An 18,434-nucleotide genomic window follows, 5' to 3' on the forward strand; every position below is an offset into this window, starting at 1 on the left:
CAAAACGGTGTTTTGAGCAACCTGCGGCTAGCTTTTTAGTTTGCTCTTTGATTTTTATTGAGTATGAAAGGATGTTTGAGAAGGTTTTACAGTAAAAGAAAATTAAAAAATCTAGAAAGAAAATATGAAAGATAGAATAAAAGAATATTTACAAGATAAGGGAAAGGTGACTGTTAATGATTTGGCTCAGGCTTTGGGAAAAGATAGTTCCAAGGATTTTCGTGAGTTGATTAAAACCTTGTCCCTAATGGAAAGAAAGCATCAGATACGCTTTGAAGAAGATGGTAGTCTGACATTAGAAATTAAGAAAAAACATGAGATTACCCTCAAGGGGATTTTTCATGCCCATAAAAATGGCTTTGGCTTTGTTAGTCTGGAAGGCGAGGAGGACGACCTTTTTGTAGGAAAAAACGATGTCAACTATGCTATTGATGGTGATACCGTTGAGGTAGTGATTAAGAAAGTCGCTGACCGCAATAAGGGAACAGCAGCAGAAGCAAAAATTATTGATATCTTAGAACACAGTTTGACAACTGTTGTAGGTCAAATCGTTCTGGATCAGGAAAAACCTAAGTATGCAGGCTATATCCGTTCGAAAAATCAGAAAATCAGCCAACCCATCTATGTTAAGAAACCAGCCCTTAAACTGGAGGGAACAGAAGTTCTCAAGGTCTTTATCGATAAATACCCAAGCAAGAAACATGATTTCTTTGTCGCGAGTGTTCTCGATGTGGTGGGACACTCAACAGATGTCGGAATTGATGTTCTTGAGGTCTTGGAATCAATGGACATTGTATCCGAGTTTCCAGAAGCTGTTGTCAAGGAAGCAGAAAGTGTGCCTGATGCTCCGTCTAAAAAGGATACGGAAGGTCGTCTGGATCTAAGAGATGAGATTATCTTTACCATCGATGGTGCTGACGCCAAGGACTTGGACGATGCGGTGCATATCAAGGCCTTGAAAAATGGAAATCTGGAGCTTGGTGTTCACATCGCAGATGTTTCCTACTATGTGACCGAGGGGTCTGCCCTTGATAAGGAAGCTCTTAACCGCGCAACTTCTGTCTATGTGACTGACCGTGTGGTTCCAATGCTTCCAGAACGACTATCAAATGGCATCTGTTCTCTCAATCCCCAAGTTGACCGTCTGACCCAGTCTGCCATTATGGAGATTGATAAACATGGTCGTGTGGTCAACTATACCATTACACAAACAGTTATCAAGACCAGTTTTCGTATGACCTATAGCGATGTCAATGATATCCTAGCAAGCGACGAGGAAAAGAGACAAGAGTATCAGAAAATTGTTCCTAGTATCGAACTTATGGCCAAACTTCACGAAAGGCTAGAAAACATGCGTGTGAAACGTGGAGCCCTCAATTTAGATACCAATGAAGCCAAGATTTTAGTGGATAAACAAGGTAAGCCTGTTGATATCGTTCTTCGTCAGCGTGGTGTTGCCGAGCGGATGATTGAGTCTTTTATGTTGATGGCCAATGAAACAGTTGCCGAGCATTTCAGCAAGCTGGACCTACCTTTTATCTATCGAATTCACGAGGAGCCTAAGGCTGAAAAGGTTCAGAAGTTTATTGATTATGCTTCGAGTTTCGGTATTCGAATCTATGGGACTGCTAGTGAAATGAGTCAAGAGGCACTTCAAGATATTATGCGAGCAGTTGAGGGGGAACCTTATGCAGATGTATTGTCCATGATGCTTCTTCGCTCCATGCAGCAGGCTCGTTATTCGGAGTATAATCACGGGCATTATGGACTTGCGGCTGACTATTATACTCACTTTACTAGTCCGATTCGTCGTTATCCAGACCTTCTTGTTCACCGTATGATTCGTGATTACGGCCGTTCTAAGGAAATAGTAGAGCATTTTGAGCAAGTGATTCCAGAGATTGCGACCCAGTCTTCCAACCGTGAACGTCGTGCCATTGAGGCTGAGCGTGAAGTCGAAGCCATGAAAAAGGCTGAGTATATGGAAGAATACGTGGGCGAAGAGTACGATGCGGTTGTGTCCAGCATTGTCAAGTTTGGTCTCTTTGTTGAATTGCCAAACACAGTTGAAGGCTTGATTCACATCACAAATCTACCTGAATTTTATCATTTCAATGAGCGTGATTTGACTCTTCGTGGGGAGAAATCAGGAACAACTTTCCGTGTAGGTCAGCAAATCCGTATCCGAGTTGAAAGAGCCGACAAGATGACGGGTGAAATTGACTTCTCTTACATCCCAAGTGAGTTTGATGTGATTGAAAAAGGCTTAAAACAGTCTAATCGTAGTGACAGAGGGCGTGGTTCAAATCGTCGTTCAGATAAGAAGGAAGATAAGAGAACATCAGGACGCTCAAATGATAAGCGCAAGCATTCACAAAAAGACAAGAAGAAAAAAGGAAAGAAACATTTTTACAAGGAAGTAGCTAAGAAAGGAGCCAAGCATGGCAAAGGGCGAGGGAAAGGTCGTCGCACAAAATAAAAAGGCGCGCCACGACTATACAATCATAGATACGCTAGAGGCAGGGATGGTTCTGACTGGAACTGAAATCAAGAGTGTACGAGCTGCTCGAATCAATCTCAAGGATGGCTTTGCCCAAGTAAAAAATGGAGAGGTCTGGTTGAGCAATGTCCATATCGCTCCTTACGAAGAGGGCAATATCTGGAACCAAGAACCAGAACGTCGTCGTAAACTCCTGCTCCATAAAAAGCAAATCCAAAAGTTGGAACAAGAGACTAAAGGGACAGGAATGACCCTGGTTCCTCTTAAAGTCTATATCAAAGACGGTTATGCCAAGCTTCTTTTAGGTTTAGCTAAAGGGAAGCATGACTACGATAAGAGAGAGTCTATCAAACGTCGTGAGCAAAACCGCGACATCGCGCGCGTGATGAAAGCTGTTAATCAGCGATAAAAAGAGGAATTGAAAATGGAAAAATTAGTTGCCTATAAACGCATGCCTTTGTAGACTAAAGAAACCATGCCTGAAGCTGTTCAGCAAAAGCACAATACAAAAGTTGGGACTTGGGGAAAATTACTGTCTTGAAGGGAGCTCTCAAGTTTATTGAATTGACAGAAGAAGGGGAAGTTCTAGCTGAACACCTCTTTGAAGCAGGGGCAGATAATCCCATGGCACAACCACAAGTCTGGCACCGAGTGGAAGCTGCCACAGATGATGTGGAATGGTACTTGGAATTTTATTGTAAACCTGAGGATTATTTCCCTAAGAAATACAATACCAATCCTTTTCATTCAGAGGTTCTAGAGGCCATGCAGACAGTAAAACCAGGGAAAGCTTTGGATTTGGGTTGTGGTCAGGGGCGTAATTCTCTTTTTCTAGCCCAGCAAGGTTTTGATGTGACGGCTGTAGATCAAAATGACCTGACCCTTGAAATCTTGCAAAGTATTGTGGAGCAAGAAGATCTGGACATGACTGTTGGTCTTTACGATATCAATTCAGCTAGCATTGGGCAAGAATATGATTTTATCGTATCAACTGTTGTTCTCATGTTTCTACAAGCAGACTGCATTCCAGCTATTATTCAAAATATGCAGGATAAAACCAGTGTTGGTGGCTATAATCTTATCGTTTGTGCTATGGACACGGAGGATTATCCTTGCTCAGTGAACTTCCCATTCACCTTTAAAGAAGGGGAATTGGCAGACTATTACAAGGATTGGGAATTGGTTAAGTACAATGAAAATCCAGGCCATTTGCACCGTCGCGATGAAAATGGCAATCGTATTTAACTACGCTTTGCGACCATGCTAGCCAAGAAAATCAAATAAAAATGAATGAAGATTAGGAATTTTCCTGATCTTTTTTCTTTTTTACGAATAATATAGAAAAGGAGGGAAATCATGTTTGTTGCGAGAGATGCTAGGGGAAAATTGGTAAATGTGTTAGAGGATAAGCTTGAGAAGCAAGCATACACCTGCCCAGCTTGTGGAGGTCAGCTTCGTTTGCGTCAAGGACCAAGTGTACGGACCCATTTTGCCCATAAATCCTTAAAAGACTGTGATTATTCCTCTGAAAATGAAAGTTCAGAACATCTGGCCAATAAGGAATCACTTTATCACTGGTTGAAAAAAGATTCAGAGGTTCAATTAGAATACCTGCTTCCAGAACTTAAACAGATTGCGGATGTGTTTGTAAATGGCAATCTAGCTTTAGAGGTTCAATGTAGTCCCTTGCCACAAAAAGTTCTTAAAGAGCGCAGTGAGGGTTATCGTAGCCAGGGTTACCAAGTACTGTGGCTACTGGGAGAAAAACTTTGGCTCAAGGAGCGTTTGACTCGTCTGCAACAAGGTTTTCTCTATTTTAGTCAAAACATGGGCTTTTATGTTTGGGAAGTAGACAAGGGAAAGCAGATTTTAAGGCTTAAATATCTCATACACCAGGATCTTCGAGGTAAACTCCATTATCAAATCAAGGAATTTCCCTGTGGTCAAGGTAGTCTACTGGAGATATTACGTTTTCCCTATAAGAAACAAAAAATATCTCATTTTACAGTTTCTGAGGATAAGGACATCTGTTGTTATATCCGGCAACAACTGTACTATCAAAATCCCATTTGGATGAAAGAACAAGCAGAAGCCTATCAAAAGGGAGAAAATGTCCTGACTTATGGGCTGAAAGAATGGTATCCACAAATTCGACCACTAGTAGGTGATTTTTGCCAAATTGAGAAGGATTTGACCAGCTATTATCAGTATTTTCAAATCTATTACCAAGAAAATCCTCAAAATGATTGGCAAAAGCTTTATCCACCAGCCTTTTATCAGCAATATTTCTTGAAAAATATGGTAGAATAGAAAGGATGGAGGAATCTAATGGTATTACAAAGAAACGAAATAAATGAAAAAGATACATGGGATCTATCAACGATCTACCCAACTGACCAGGCTTGGGAAGAAGCCTTAAAAGATTTAACAGAACAGCTGGAGACAGTAGCCCAGTATGAAGGCCATCTCTTGGATAGTGCGGATAGCCTACTCGAAATTACTGAATTTTCTCTTGAAATGGAACGCCAGATGGAGAAGCTTTACGTTTATGCTCATATGAAGAATGATCAGGATACACGTGAAGCTAAGTATCAAGAGTACTATGCCAAAGCAATGACACTCTATAGTCAGCTAGACCAAGCCTTTTCATTCTATGATCCTGAATTTATGGAAATTAGTGAAAAGCAGTATGCTGACTTTTTAGAGTCTCAACCAAAATTGCAGGTTTATCAACACTATTTTGACAAGCTTTTGCAAGGTAAGGAACACGTTCTTTCACAACGCGAGGAAGAATTATTGGCTGGCGCTGGAGAAATCTTTGGTTCGGCAAGTGAAACCTTCGCTATCTTGGACAATGCGGATATTGTGTTCCCTTATGTTCTTGACGATGATGGTAAGGAAGTGCAGTTATCTCACGGGACTTACACACGTTTGATGGAGTCTAAAAATCGTGAGGTTCGCCGTGGTGCTTATCAAGCTCTTTATGCGACTTATGAACAATTCCAACACACCTATGCCAAAACCTTGCAAACCAATGTTAAGGTGCAAAACTACCGTGCCAAAGTTCGCAACTACAAGAGCGCTCGTCATGCAGCCCTAGCAGCCAATTTTGTTCCAGAGAGTGTTTATGACAATTTGGTAGCAGCAGTTCGCAAGCATTTGCCACTCTTGCATCGTTACCTTGAACTTCGTTCAAAAATCTTGGGAATTTCAGACCTCAAGATGTACGATGTCTACACACCGCTTTCATCTGTTGAATACAGTTTCACCTACCAAGAAGCCTTGAAAAAGGCAGAAGATGCCTTGGCAGTCTTGGGTGAGGATTACTTGAGCCGTGTTAAACGTGCCTTCAGCGAGCGTTGGATTGATGTTTACGAAAATCAAGGCAAGCGTTCAGGTGCCTACTCTGGTGGTTCTTACGATACCAATGCCTTTATGCTTCTCAACTGGCAGGACAATCTGGACAATCTCTTTACTCTTGTTCATGAAACAGGTCACAGTATGCATTCCAGCTATACTCGCGAAACTCAGCCTTATGTTTATGGGGATTATTCTATCTTCTTAGCTGAGATTGCATCAACTACCAATGAGAATATCTTGACAGAGAAATTACTGGAAGAAGTGGAAGACGACGCAACACGCTTTGCTATTCTCAATAACTTCCTAGACGGTTTCCGTGGAACAGTTTTCCGCCAAACTCAATTTGCTGAGTTTGAACACGCCATTCACCAAGCGGATCAAAATGGTCAAGTCTTGACAAGCGATTTCCTAAATAAACTCTACGCAGACTTGAACCAAGAGTATTATGGTTTGAGTAAGGAAGACAATCCTGAAATCCAATACGAGTGGGCTCGCATTCCACACTTCTACTATAACTACTATGTATACCAATATTCAACAGGCTTTGCAGCAGCTTCAGCTCTGGCTGAAAAGATTGTCCATGGTAGTCAAGAAGACCGTGACCGCTATATCGACTACCTCAAGGCAGGTAAATCTGACTATCCACTTAATGTCATGAGAAAAGCTGGTGTTGATATGGAGAAGGAAGACTATCTCAACGATGCTTTTGCAGTCTTCGAACGTCGTTTGAATGAGTTTGAAGCCCTTGTTGAAAAATTGGGATTGGCATAAGATGGTTGAATCATATAGTAAAAATGCCAACCATAACATGCGTCGCCCTGTCGTCAAGGAAGAAATTGTAGACTTGATGCGTCAGCGCCAAAAGCAAGTCACAGGTTCCTTGAAAGAATTGGAAGACTTTGCCCGCAAGGAAAATATTCCCATTATTCCCCATGAAACGGTAGCTTATTTCCGTTTTCTCATGGAAACCATGCAACCTAAAAACATTCTGGAAATTGGGACGGCCATCGGTTTTTCAGCCCTCTTGATGGCGGAACATGCGCCAAATGCCAAGATTACAACTATTGATCGCAATCCAGAAATGATTGGTTTTGCCAAGGAAAATTTTGCCCAGTTTGATAGTCGCAAGCAAATCACTCTCCTAGAGGGAGATGCGGTGGATGTCTTATCTACACTGACAGAGTCCTATGATTTCGTCTTTATGGATTCAGCCAAGTCTAAATACATCGTCTTTCTGCCAGAAATCCTCAAACATTTGGACGTTGGAGGTGTGGTTGTCTTGGATGATATTTTCCAAGGTGGTGATGTTGCCAAGGATATTATGGAAGTCCGTCGTGGCCAGCGAACCATTTATCGAGGCCTTCAAAGACTATTTGATGCAACCTTAGACAATCCAGGACTCACCGCAACACTAGTACCTCTGGGTGACGGCATTCTCATGCTTCGTAAAAATGTAGCAGACGTTCAATTGCCTGTTGGCGAATGATTTTCAGAAAAATTTAAGAAAATATAGTAAAATAGATAGAGTAACACTTATCTCAAAGGAGTAGACATGAAGAAAAAACTATTGGCAGGTGCCATTACACTATTATCAGTAGCAACTTTAGCAGCTTGTTCGAAAGGTTCAGAAGGAGCAGACCTTATCAGCATGAAAGGGGATGTCATCACAGAACATCAATTTTATGAGCAAGTGAAAAGCAACCCTTCAGCCCAACAAGTCTTGTTAAATATGACCATCCAAAAAGTTTTTGAAAAACAATATGGCTCAGAGCTTGATGATAAAGAGGTTGATGATACTATTGCCGAAGAAGAAAAACAATATGGCGAAAACTACCAACGTGTCTTGTCACAAGCAGGTATGACCCTTGAAACACGTAAAGCTCAAATTCGTACAAGTAAATTGGTTGAGTTGGCAGTTAAGAAGGCAGCAGAAGCTGAATTGACAGATGATGCCTATAAGAAGGCTTTTGACGAATACACTCCAGATGTAACGGCTCAAATCATCCGTTTGGACAATGAAGATAAGGCCAAAGAAGTTCTCGAAAAATCAAAGGCAGAAGGTGCTGATTTTGCTCAATTAGCCAAAGATAATTCAACTGATGAGAAAACTAAAGCAAATGGTGGAGAAATTACCTTTGATTCTGCTTCAACGGAAGTACCTGAGCAAGTCAAGAAAGCCGCTTTCGCTTTAGATGTAAATGGCATTTCTGATGTGATTACAGCAACTGGCACACAAGCCTACAGTAGCCAATATTACATTGTAAAACTCATTAAGAAAACAGAAAAATCATCTAATATTGATGACTACAAAGAAAAATTAAAAACTGTTATCTTGACTCAAAAACAAAATGATTCAACATTTGTTCAAAGCATTATCGGAAAAGAATTGCAAGCAGCCAATATCAAGGTTAAGGACCAAGCCTTCCAAAATATCTTTACCCAATATATCGGTGGTGGAGATTCAAGCTCAAGCAGTAGTACATCAAACGAATAGTCCAAATCAATAAGTCAGGGAAAAAACTCGACTTCAGGAAAAAATGAAGTAAATCTTCCCACAATAAAACGCATAGTACAAGGTTTTCAATACCTGATATTATGCGTTTTTTGATTTTAAAGACTTTTTGACCAGCCTCATTTTTTAACTTGCTACTCAGTGAAAAGCAAAGATTAAACTAGAAAGCTAGCTGTAGGCTGCTCAAAGAACAGCTTTGAGGTTACAGATAAGACTTATGAGGTCACCAACATATATAATGTGACGCTGACATGGTTTGAATAGATTTTAGAAGAGTATTAGTTGGAAGTTTTAATGGATAATGCAAGATTCCATAGAATGGGTAAGCTAGAGTTCTTATGTGAAGAGTTTGGACATAAACTTTTACTTCTTCCTCCCTACTCATCTTATACTCAATGAAAATCAAAGAGCAAACTAGGAAACTAGCCGCAGGTTGTACTTGAGTACGGCAAGGTGACGTTGACGCGGTTTGAAGAGATTTTCGAATAGTATTAGTATAGAAAAGTGAATCTGAACTAGTACATCACTGCTTCTAAAACACTCTTATAAATTGATTTAAATTCTCAAATTACATTATTCAGTTCTTATTTCATTTTGCTCTACAATCCTGTTGAGAAGACACGTGTTCATATCAAAAAGGTATTGGCAAGTTGCAATACCTTTTTACGAGGCTCTTTTGTCTTATTTTTGTTTCAACTGACTATATCTCCTATGGTTCTAATTCAGAAGGCTAGGCTATAATTATGATTGATAAGAAGTATCATTCCAAGTATCAAGAGTGAATGTTTCAAAATCATGGGTTTCTAGAATGGTTAGGCTGGCATTTGCTAGACCGCCATCTTTACGAAGAAGTGGTTCTTTATATCCTAGAAGAGTACGAAGACTGGCAGTAAGATTAGCACCGTGACCGACAATTAGAATACGCTCAGCTGGACTATCTTTTAATGATTTGATAAATTGGATGGTCCGTTGCGTGGTGCTATAGAGGGATTCGGCTCCAAACATTTGAGTGTCAAATTGAGCAAGATTAGATCGGAAAGCTTTGATTTGTTGCGGGTAAATAGCTTCCAAGGTTGCAATTTTCAAACCTTCCAACTTCCCAAGTTTCCATTCACGGAGATTAGGGACACTTTCTAAAGAACAGGGCGTCTTGAGTTGACTTTGGATAATCTCGGCAGATCTGACCGCTCGAGGTAAATCACTTGAATAAATTTGATCAAAAGGAATATCCTTGAGATACTGGCCTAGTTGTTTTAGGGTTTCAATGGATTCAGGAAGAAGGGGGGAATCTCCACTAGCACCTTGAAAGCGTCCTTCTTGGTTCCAGACTGTACGACCGTGGCGGACAAAGTAGAGTTTCATTACTTGCTGTCCTCCAAGATATCTGCAAAGTCGGCCTTTACAAAGCTAGCCAAGTCTTGTGGCGCGACGATAATGCTGTGACCAACTTCACCAGCGGATACAATCATTTGATTCAAGTCTAGGGCGATTTTATCGATAAAAATGGGGTAATTGTGTTTCTGACGAATTCCGACAGGATTATTTGCTCCATGAATGTAACCAGTTGTTTTTTCCAAGTCCTTTTGTGGAATCATGCTCACTTTTTTATTGCCAGAAATTTTAGCTAGTTTCTTTTCAGACAAGTGTTGGGTGATAGGGACAATTCCAATAATTGGTCCTGTTTTATCTCCCAAGAGCGCCAAGGTCTTAAAAATCCAATCTCGTTCATAACCTTGAGGAAGTTCTACTTCAAGTGCATTGATTCGAATCCCCTGATGTGGGATACCTGCTTTAGACAGGATTTGTTCCACCAATGTTTTTTTGATTTTCACTTTTTTTGCCATTATTTATATTTATCCTCCAATTGGCTCATCCAAATACCAAGCCAGATTCCTAGAGCAAAGAAGAAGGCGATGATGACATAGCCAACAAGTGAAAGGCCTGTGTATTGGATACTTTCAGCGTTTCCTGCATTTGGAATCAATATTAAAAGGGTGCTTGATAGGACGATTCCGATGATGAAATGATAGACGCGTGAGTGGTAGTTGTTTAAGGCATAATCCATCAATTTTGAAAAAACGATAAGAGTTGCACCTGCCCCAATTCCAATCGGGAAGAAGGTTCCCAAGAGGTCAAAGGTTTTAAAACCAGTCAACATGGGAGCATAGAGTCCCAAAATCAAAAGTAGATTTGATGGACTGAGGCCAGGAACCAATACGCCAAGAGCCAGCAGTGAACCTGCTAGGACCAAATTAAGAAAGCTGGCACTTAAGGTTCCAACGACAAAATTTAAGGCATAGAGACCTAGTCCAGAAATGATAAAGGTTATCCAGAACCAAGCTAAATCAATCTTGTCTCGGTCAGATTCTCGAGTTGATTCTTTGAGGAGGCTAGGAACCGTACCAATGATGGCACCCGCAAAGCTCCATAAGACAAAGACCTGATAATTTTCAAGCAGGTATTCAATCGGATAAGAAAATAGGCCAATTCCCAGAAGCATACCGATGGCAACTGGAATAAAGTATAAAATATTTTCTTTAAAGTCTTTAAAAGGATGGGCCAGAAAGCCAATTATTCGTTCATAGATGCCTAAGATTGCTGCTAGAACCCCTCCGGAAATTCCCGGTAGGATAAATCCAAGAGCAATCACAATTCCTTTAATAAAGCGTGCTAACCATGAGAACATATGTTTCCTCCAACTATTTCTATTTCAAAAAATCCTTACTATATTGTATCACAATCAAACACAAAAAGAAAAAGCAAATGCTAAACAAATGCTTTTAAGGTTTTAAAAAGAGTTTTCTAAAGGTTTCTTCTTTGTTTTTTAAGGAAGAAATGACGTTGATATCCAAATCGTGGTCAAAGCCAGCAATTTTTCCTTTAGAAGTGTACTGGTGGATGTCATAATCTAAGTCCGTATTAGGTTTGCTTTCGAAAAATCCAGTATTTGAACCATAGGAAGGAATCCAAACAGACGTAAACTTGTCTGTATCAATACTGTGTTCTTCCATGAAGTAGACCCCAACGTAGATTCCGATATTTTTTGCACCAAGTGATTCTAGTTTTGCTCGAAAGGCTTCAACACCTTCGTTCATATTGGACATGGTTTTATCTTCCACGTCTAGCCAATAGTAACTAGGGCTGTATGGTGATGAAGCGTTATAAAAAACTTCAGCAGCCTTTTCCATTTCTTGGACATTTTTTCCAGCTACATAGGCATAGACACCAACTGGGACATTTCGTTTTTGAAGTTCAGTGATATGACTCTTATAGGCCTTGTCTATTCCATTGATAAAGGAAGCATCATTTTCTTTTGTCGTTTGAGCACCACTGTGAACACGAACAATAGCGCCTGACATATTTTGTGAGAGGGCATCGTAGTTGATTTCCTCAGGACGCTGCCAGCCAGAGAGGTCAATAATCGGTTTGTCTAAGTGTTTCAAAGCCTGTGCTTCAATCTGCGCTATGTTGGATTTTGTTTTAAAGGATTGGTTGTCATTAAGTGGGCGATTGATGATTAAAATGAAAATTATGATCCCAAAAAAACCAAATAAAATAAGTGGATGAATTTGTTTTCTCATATCTTATAATTTTACCCTAAAAATCAAAAAAAATCAAAAAAATGGGTTAAGGAAAGGACTTTGGAGCATTTTTTCATTCAAGGGCGCGGAATGATTTGAAATATGGTATAATAAAAGGGAATTTCTAGAGAAAAGAGAAGATTATGTCAAATTTTGCCATTATTTTAGCAGCGGGTAAAGGGACTCGCATGAAATCTGATTTGCCAAAAGTGTTGCACAAGGTTGCGGGTATTTCCATGCTGGAACATGTTTTCCGTAGTGTGGGAGATATCCAACCTGAAAAGACAGTAACAGTTGTCGGACACAAGGCAGAATTGGTTGAGGAGATCTTGGCTGGACAGACAGAATTTGTGACTCAATCTGAACAGTTAGGAACTGGTCATGCGGTTATGATGACAGAGCCTATCTTAGAAGGTTTGTCAGGTCACACCTTGGTCATAGCAGGAGATACTCCTTTAATCACTGGTGAAAGCTTGAAAAATTTGATTGATTTCCACATCAATCATAAAAATGTGGCTACTATCTTGACTGCTGAAACGGATAATCCTTTTGGCTATGGACGAATTGTGCGTAATGACAATGCTGAAGTTCTTCGCATTGTTGAACAAAAGGATGCTACAGATTTTGAAAAGCAAATCAAGGAAATCAACACTGGAACTTACGTTTTTGACAACGAGCGTTTGTTTGAGGCTTTGAAAAATATCAATACCAACAACGCTCAAGGAGAATACTATATTACAGATGTCATTGGCATTTTCCGTGAATCTGGTGAAAAAGTTGGTGCTTATACTTTGAAAGATTTTGATGAAAGTCTTGGGGTAAATGACCGTGTGGCACTTGCGACAGCTGAGTCAGTTATGCGTTGTCGCATCAATCATCAGCACATGGTCAATGGTGTTAGCTTTGTCAATCCAGAAGCAACTTATATTGATATTGATGTTGAGATTGCGCCTGAAGTTCAAATCGAAGCCAATGTTACCTTGAAGGGGCAAACGAAAATTGGTGCTGAGACTGTTTTGACAAACGGTACTTATGTAGTGGACAGTACTATCGGAGCAAGAGCTGTCATTACCAATTCTATGATTGAGGAAAGTAGTGTTGCAGACGGAGTGACAGTCGGTCCTTATGCCCACATTCGTCCAGGTTCAAGTCTGGGAGCCCAAGTCCATATTGGAAACTTTGTTGAGGTGAAAGGGTCTTCAATCGGCGAGAATACTAAGGCTGGTCATTTGACTTATATCGGAAACTGTGAAGTGGGTAGCAAGGTTAATTTCGGTGCTGGAACCATTACAGTCAACTATGACGGAAAAAACAAATACAAGACAGTCATTGGAAACAATGTCTTTGTTGGTTCAAATTCAACCATTATTGCGCCAGTAGAACTTGGTGACAATTCTCTCGTTGGTGCTGGTTCAACTATTACCAAAGACGTTCCAGCAGATGCTATTGCTATTGGACGCGGTCGTCAGGTTAACAAAGACGAATATGCAACTCGCCTTCCTCATCATCCTAAGAATCAGTAGGAGCCTATCATGGAATTTGAAGAAAAAACGCTTAGCCGAAAAGAAATCTATCAAGGACCAATATTTAAACTGGTCCAAGATCAGGTTGAATTACCAGAAGGTAAGGGAACTGCCCAACGGGATTTGATTTTCCACAATGGAGCTGTCTGTGTTTTAGCGGTAACGGATGAACAAAAACTCATCTTGGTCAAGCAGTACCGCAAAGCCATTGAGGCAGTCTCTTACGAAATTCCAGCAGGAAAATTGGAAGTAGGAGAAAATACAGACCCTGTGGCAGCAGCTCTGCGTGAATTAGAGGAAGAAACAGCTTATACAGGGAAGTTAGAACTCTTGTACGATTTTTACTCAGCCATTGGCTTTTGTAATGAAAAGTTAAAACTATACATAGCCAGCGATTTGACAAGGGTAGAAAATCCGCGTCCCCAAGATGACGATGAGACCTTGGAAGTCCTTGAAGTGAACTTAGAAGAAGCCAAGGAATTGATCCAATCAGGTCATATCTGTGATGCCAAGACAATTATGGCTGTTCAATATTGGGAATTGCACAAAAAATAGAGGAGGTCAATATGGGTAAACCTTTATTAACGGATGAAATGATTGAAAGGGCTAATAGAGGCGAAAAAATTTCAGGTCCTCCTTTGCTAGATGATAATGAGGAGACCAAGATTTTACCAACCTCTTCTTCCCGTTTTGGCTATGCCAATCCTAAGGGGCATGGTTTTAGCCAGGAAACCTTGAAGATTCAGGTCGAACCGTCTATTCATAAAAGCCGTCGCATTGAAAATACCAAGAGAAATGTCTTCAATTCTAAATTGAATAAAATCTTATTTGCAGTCATCTTTCTCTTGATTTTGCTTGTCTTAGCAATGAAACTTTTGTAATAGAAAAGGAATTGAAATGAAAATAGGAATTATTGCGGCTATGCCAGAAGAACTGGCGTATCTGGTCCAGCATTTAGACAATGCCCAGGAGCAAGTTGTTTTGGGGAATACCTATCATACAGGAAACCTTGCCTCTCATGAAGTCGTTCTTGTAGAAAGTGGAATAGGTAAGGTCATGTCTGCTATGAGTGTGGCGGTTTTGGCTGATCATTTCCAAGTGGATGCTCTTATCAATACAGGATCAGCTGGGGCGGTAGCAGAAGGTATCGCTGTTGGTGATGTTGTGATTGCTGACAAATTAGCCTATCATGACGTGGATGTCACAGCTTTTGGCTATGCTTATGGACAAATGGCGCAACAACCGCTTTATTTCGAATCAGATAAAACCTTTGTTGCCAAAATCCAAGAGAGTCTATCTCAATTGGACCAGAATTGGCATCTTGGTTTGATTGCTACAGGAGATAGTTTTGTTGCAGGAAATGATAAGATAGAAGCGATTAAGTCCCATTTCCCAGATGTTTTGGCTGTTGAGATGGAGGGGGCAGCGATTGCTCAGGCAGCGCATGCTCTTAATCTTCCATTCTTAGTTATCCGAGCTATGAGTGACAATGCCAACCATGAAGCAAACATCTCTTTTGATGAGTTTATTATCGAAGCTGGACGTCGCTCTGCTCAAGTCTTATTAGCCTTTTTGAAGGCTTTAGATTAAGCGGAAATTTGACAGTTTTTCTAGCTTATGATAAGATTTAAGTAAAGAAAAGCTAGAAAACGTTTCAGAGGATATTATGAGTATTGAAATGACCGTCAGTGAGATTGCAGAGGTCTTAGGATTATCTCGCCAAGCAATCAATAACCGTGTCAAAGAATTACCAGAAGAAGACACAGATAAAAATGACAAAGGGGTAACAGTCGTTACCAGAAGTGGCTTGATTAAGCTAGAAGAAATCTATAAAAAGACGATTTTTGAAGATGAGCCTGTCAGTGAAGATGTCAAGCAACGTGAACTGATGGAGATTCTGGTTGATGAGAAGAATGCAGAAATTCTTCGTCTCTATGAACAATTAAAAGCCAAGGATCGTCAGTTATCAGAAAAAGACGAGCAGATGCGTATCAAAGACCGTCAGATTGCTGAGAAAGACAAACAACTCGATCAGCAGCAACAATTGACCCTTCAAGCCATGAAGGATCAAGAAAATCTCAAGCTAGAGCTGGACCAAGCAAAAGAAGAAGTCCAATCAACTAAGAAAGGCTTTTTTGCTCGTTTATTTGGAGGATAATCAAGGAGCTGTTTAGGTTAAATGCTAACCTGATGGCTTCTTTTGTTTCTAAATAGTATAGTTGCTCAAGTAATACTCAATGAAAATCAAAGAGCAAACTAGGAAGCTAGCCGCAGGCTGCTCAAAGCACTGCTTTGAGGTTGTAGATAAGACTGACGAAGTCAGCTCAAAACATGTTTTTGAGGTTGCGGATGAAACTGACGAAGTCAGTAACTATATCTACGGCAAGGCGAAGCTGACGCGGTTTGAAGAGATTTTCGAAGAGTATAAAATAACAGTATAGGAGAGGTAGAAAATGGAACGATTAGAAGATTACATTGCTTTCGATTTAGAATTTAATCAGCATGAAGGACAAACACACTTGATTCAAGTATCGGCAGTGCGTTTTAGAGATGGTCAGGAAATCGATGCCTATGATTCCTATGTCCATACCAGTGTACCTCTAAAGAGTTTTATCAATGGTTTGACTGGGATTACAGCTGAGACCTTAAAAGATGCTCCCCCAGTGGAGGAAGTTATCAAAGAATTTCAAGAGTTTGTGGATTCTTTGCCGATGATAGGCTACAATGCTGTTAAAAGTGATTTGCCTATTCTAGCAGAGCATGGTTTAGACTACAGCCTGCAGTACAAGGTGGATCTGTATGATGAAGCTTTTGAACGTCGGAGCTCGGATTTACATGGTATTGCCAATCTCAAGTTGCAAACTGTTGCCTCATTTCTTGGATTTCAAGGTCAGTCCCATAATAGCTTGGAGGATGCTCGGATGACGGCGCGTGTGTATGAGTCCTTCCTAGAATCAGATCAAGCTAGAGAATTGTTAGAGACGGAAAGTAGCTTATCAAACAATCCTTTTGGTGGCTTGGACTTGTCTCAATTATTTGACTAGGAGTGCCTATGAAACCTGAAAAACCTAAAAAATTGGGTTTTAAACAGATTTATCTCAATCTTGATAAAATCCTCTTTCTCTTTTTCTTGATTTTTATGATAGTGGAGTATTTGTGGGTTCCATTCAATTCATGGTTGGCTAGCTTCTTATTAGATCAGACAGGTTATCTTTTTATTTCCTATAACAATGTCTTAGCCATCCTCACTCATTCTCCATTGATTAGTCTAGCTTTTTTGGCCTTGATTATCATTAACCTGCTGGTCGCTTATTTTCAAATAGGACTCCTCTTTATTGGTGCTCGTCATCTCCTCTATCATGAAAAGCGAAGGCTAATTGAGTATATCCGCAAGGTTTTCCATGAAAGTTTTGGATTTATGAAAAAGCTAACTTGCGCCAAAGCCTTGTTTATCTTTTTCTATATAGCTATGCTTTTTCCTTTTATACGGAAAATGCTGAAGATTTATTATCTCAATAAAATCGTCATTCCAGAGTTTATTCAAGATTATTTAGAAGATAAATATTGGATGTGGTGGCTGAGCATCCTACTTCTATCTCTTATTTTTCTCTATGTCTCTGTCAGATTGATGTTTGCCCTTCCGAAGATTGTATATGATCAGCTGACTGTTCGAGAAGCAGTGATGTTTAGCTTGGAGAAAACCAAGAAAAGAGTTGCTTTTTATGCTTGGAATTTATTTTATATCTTGCTCAAAGCACATTTATTATTTTATCTTCCTTTATTATTGGCTCAAACTTTGGTAGATGATATCACTCAGAGAGAGTCTCTGATTCTTGGTATTTTGAATTTTGTCATGATTAAAAATCTCTATTATATGGCTCTGACTTATTTTTTGGTTAAATTTGTTTCATTTTTGACAGGAAAGGAGCTGGATATGCTTCCTAGGAGAGAAAAAGATCACATCGTGCGATGGGGTGTCATGACTTGTGCCAGTCTTTTCTTTGCCTTAGAAGGTTATATTTATCTGGAGGCTCCCATGGTTCATCTACCTCAACTTATTTCTCACCGAGGGGTTTCCAATGCAAATGGGATTCAAAATACAGTAGAGTCCTTGGAAACTACAGCACAACTCAAACCAGACTTGGTGGAGACGGACGTGCAGGAAACAAAAGATGGGCAGTTTGTCATGATGCATGATGCTAACTTGAAAAATCTAGCAGGTATCAATAAAAGTCCTCAAGACTTAAACTTGGAGGAGCTTAAAGGGATTGATATTTTTGAAAATGGCTACCAGACTAAAATTTCAAGCTTTGAAGATTATCTCAGTCGAGCCAACGAACTTGGTCAAAAATTACTAATTGAAATCAAAACCAGTAAAAAAGATAGTCCAGACATGATGGACCGCTTTTTAGCCCGTTATGCTGCAAAGCTCAAGATTTATGGACATCAAATCCAGTCTTTAGACTACCATGTTGTCGAAAAAGTAAGACAGTATGATGCCGAACTGCCAGTTTATTTCATCATGCCTTACAATTCTGTCTTTCCTAAAACAAGGGCGACAGGATATACTATGGAGTACTCGACCTTGGATGAATATTTTGTAAGCAAACTATGGACAACGGATCAGAAACTTTATGTCTGGACTGTCAATGATTCAGAAGCTATCAATAAATCGCTTCACTTAGGAGTAGATGGAGTGATTACAGATGATTTGGAAAAAGTTCAGTGGGAAATAGAAGTAGCCCAAGAAGATCCAGAATATACGGATTTGCTCTTGAAAAAAGCATTGGAATTCTTTGAATTTTAGTAGTAAAAAAAGAGGAACGGTTGTTCCTCCCATGATAGGTAAGTATTCTTGTGAATGCTTGCTTTTTTGTGGTTGCAATCCGTTTACGAGAATTGTTTGTATTGTTCTTGTTTCAATTTACTTTATAGTGCTTTGAAGGTAAGCGCGTCAT

The 18,434-nt window shown here is 39.9% G+C and carries 19 protein-coding genes and 1 pseudogene; 16 read left to right on the top strand and 4 right to left on the bottom strand.

The window, feature by feature from the left end:
- Positions 1-124 precede the first annotated feature (124 nt).
- The 8 genes and pseudogenes from rnr to HT699_RS03070 all read left to right on the top strand — a co-directional run.
- The gene (gene rnr / locus HT699_RS03035) at positions 125-2,479 is read left to right on the top strand and encodes a ribonuclease R (protein ID WP_166731324.1); all 2,355 of its coding nucleotides are present in this window, start codon (positions 125-127) and stop codon (positions 2,477-2,479) included.
- Positions 2,442-2,909 (top strand): SsrA-binding protein SmpB, encoded by a 468-nt coding sequence (gene smpB / locus HT699_RS03040; protein WP_001051744.1) that lies wholly within the window; start codon positions 2,442-2,444, stop codon positions 2,907-2,909. Before rnr ends, smpB begins: the two co-directional genes overlap by 38 nt.
- A gap of 110 nt (positions 2,910-3,019) precedes the next feature.
- Positions 3,020-3,745, top strand: a complete 726-nt coding sequence (tehB, locus tag HT699_RS03045; RefSeq protein WP_240149877.1) for an SAM-dependent methyltransferase TehB — start codon at positions 3,020-3,022, stop codon at positions 3,743-3,745.
- Between the two features lie 111 nt (positions 3,746-3,856).
- A complete protein-coding gene (locus HT699_RS03050; protein ID WP_000495916.1) occupies positions 3,857-4,810 on the top strand; it encodes a competence protein CoiA family protein in 954 nt (317 codons plus the stop codon).
- Between the two features lie 18 nt (positions 4,811-4,828).
- Positions 4,829-6,631 carry an oligoendopeptidase F gene (gene pepF / locus HT699_RS03055; RefSeq protein ID WP_166731320.1) on the top strand — a complete coding sequence of 601 codons (1,803 nt, stop codon included), beginning with the start codon at positions 4,829-4,831 and terminating at the stop codon, positions 6,629-6,631.
- A 1-nt stretch (position 6,632) separates the two neighbouring features.
- Positions 6,633-7,346 (top strand): O-methyltransferase, encoded by a 714-nt coding sequence (locus tag HT699_RS03060; protein ID WP_166731319.1) that lies wholly within the window; start codon positions 6,633-6,635, stop codon positions 7,344-7,346.
- 66 nt (positions 7,347-7,412) lie between these two features.
- On the top strand, positions 7,413-8,354 hold the full coding sequence (gene prsA, locus HT699_RS03065) for a peptidylprolyl isomerase PrsA (protein WP_166731318.1): 942 nt from the start codon (positions 7,413-7,415) through the stop codon (positions 8,352-8,354).
- A gap of 306 nt (positions 8,355-8,660) precedes the next feature.
- Positions 8,661-8,756: pseudogene (locus tag HT699_RS03070) on the top strand (IS630 family transposase); the annotation flags it as partial.
- 357 nt (positions 8,757-9,113) lie between these two features.
- On the opposite strand, the gene HT699_RS03075 reads toward HT699_RS03070, so the two are convergent.
- The 4 genes from HT699_RS03075 to HT699_RS03090 all read right to left on the bottom strand — a co-directional run bounded on the left by HT699_RS03075 (position 9,114) and on the right by HT699_RS03090 (position 11,953).
- A complete protein-coding gene (locus HT699_RS03075; RefSeq protein WP_172930448.1) occupies positions 9,114-9,734 on the bottom strand; it encodes a histidine phosphatase family protein in 621 nt (206 codons plus the stop codon).
- Positions 9,734-10,216 carry an aminoacyl-tRNA deacylase gene (locus HT699_RS03080; protein WP_172930449.1) on the bottom strand — a complete coding sequence of 161 codons (483 nt, stop codon included), beginning with the start codon at positions 10,214-10,216 and terminating at the stop codon, positions 9,734-9,736. The genes HT699_RS03075 and HT699_RS03080 overlap by 1 nt, the downstream gene beginning before the upstream one ends.
- The gene (locus tag HT699_RS03085; protein ID WP_172930450.1) at positions 10,216-11,058 is read right to left on the bottom strand and encodes a DUF368 domain-containing protein; all 843 of its coding nucleotides are present in this window, start codon (positions 11,056-11,058) and stop codon (positions 10,216-10,218) included. The genes HT699_RS03080 and HT699_RS03085 overlap by 1 nt, the downstream gene beginning before the upstream one ends.
- 94 nt (positions 11,059-11,152) lie before the next feature.
- Positions 11,153-11,953, bottom strand: coding sequence for a glycoside hydrolase family 25 protein (locus HT699_RS03090; RefSeq protein WP_172930451.1), 801 nt, complete (start codon positions 11,951-11,953; stop codon positions 11,153-11,155).
- A gap of 143 nt (positions 11,954-12,096) precedes the next feature.
- Between HT699_RS03090 and glmU the strand changes: the two genes are divergently transcribed.
- The 8 genes from glmU (at position 12,097) to HT699_RS03130 (ending at position 18,283) form a co-directional block, all read left to right on the top strand.
- Entirely contained in the window at positions 12,097-13,476 is a 1,380-nt protein-coding gene (gene glmU, locus HT699_RS03095) for a bifunctional UDP-N-acetylglucosamine diphosphorylase/glucosamine-1-phosphate N-acetyltransferase GlmU (RefSeq protein WP_172930452.1), read from the top strand.
- A gap of 9 nt (positions 13,477-13,485) precedes the next feature.
- Complete coding sequence (locus tag HT699_RS03100; RefSeq protein ID WP_100104014.1) at positions 13,486-14,031, top strand: NUDIX hydrolase; 546 nt, start codon at positions 13,486-13,488, stop codon at positions 14,029-14,031.
- An 11-nt stretch (positions 14,032-14,042) separates the two neighbouring features.
- Positions 14,043-14,357 (top strand): cell wall synthase accessory phosphoprotein MacP, encoded by a 315-nt coding sequence (gene macP, locus HT699_RS03105; RefSeq protein ID WP_000517867.1) that lies wholly within the window; start codon positions 14,043-14,045, stop codon positions 14,355-14,357.
- Positions 14,358-14,373: 16 nt separating this feature from the next.
- A complete protein-coding gene (locus HT699_RS03110) occupies positions 14,374-15,066 on the top strand; it encodes a 5'-methylthioadenosine/adenosylhomocysteine nucleosidase (protein WP_172930453.1) in 693 nt (230 codons plus the stop codon).
- A gap of 76 nt (positions 15,067-15,142) precedes the next feature.
- Positions 15,143-15,634, top strand: coding sequence for a chromosome segregation protein RocS (gene rocS, locus HT699_RS03115; RefSeq protein ID WP_000021242.1), 492 nt, complete (start codon positions 15,143-15,145; stop codon positions 15,632-15,634).
- A 79-nt stretch (positions 15,635-15,713) separates the two neighbouring features.
- A complete protein-coding gene (locus tag HT699_RS11655; protein WP_138704509.1) occupies positions 15,714-15,917 on the top strand; it encodes a hypothetical protein in 204 nt (67 codons plus the stop codon).
- Between the two features lie 12 nt (positions 15,918-15,929).
- The gene (locus HT699_RS03125) at positions 15,930-16,520 is read left to right on the top strand and encodes a 3'-5' exonuclease (protein ID WP_138699447.1); all 591 of its coding nucleotides are present in this window, start codon (positions 15,930-15,932) and stop codon (positions 16,518-16,520) included.
- Positions 16,521-16,528: 8 nt separating this feature from the next.
- Positions 16,529-18,283 (top strand): glycerophosphodiester phosphodiesterase, encoded by a 1,755-nt coding sequence (locus HT699_RS03130; protein ID WP_172934089.1) that lies wholly within the window; start codon positions 16,529-16,531, stop codon positions 18,281-18,283.
- The last annotated feature ends 151 nt before the right edge of the window (positions 18,284-18,434 follow it).

This window comes from Streptococcus sp. 1055 (assembly GCF_013276815.1).
Taxonomy (GTDB): domain Bacteria; phylum Bacillota; class Bacilli; order Lactobacillales; family Streptococcaceae; genus Streptococcus; species Streptococcus pseudopneumoniae.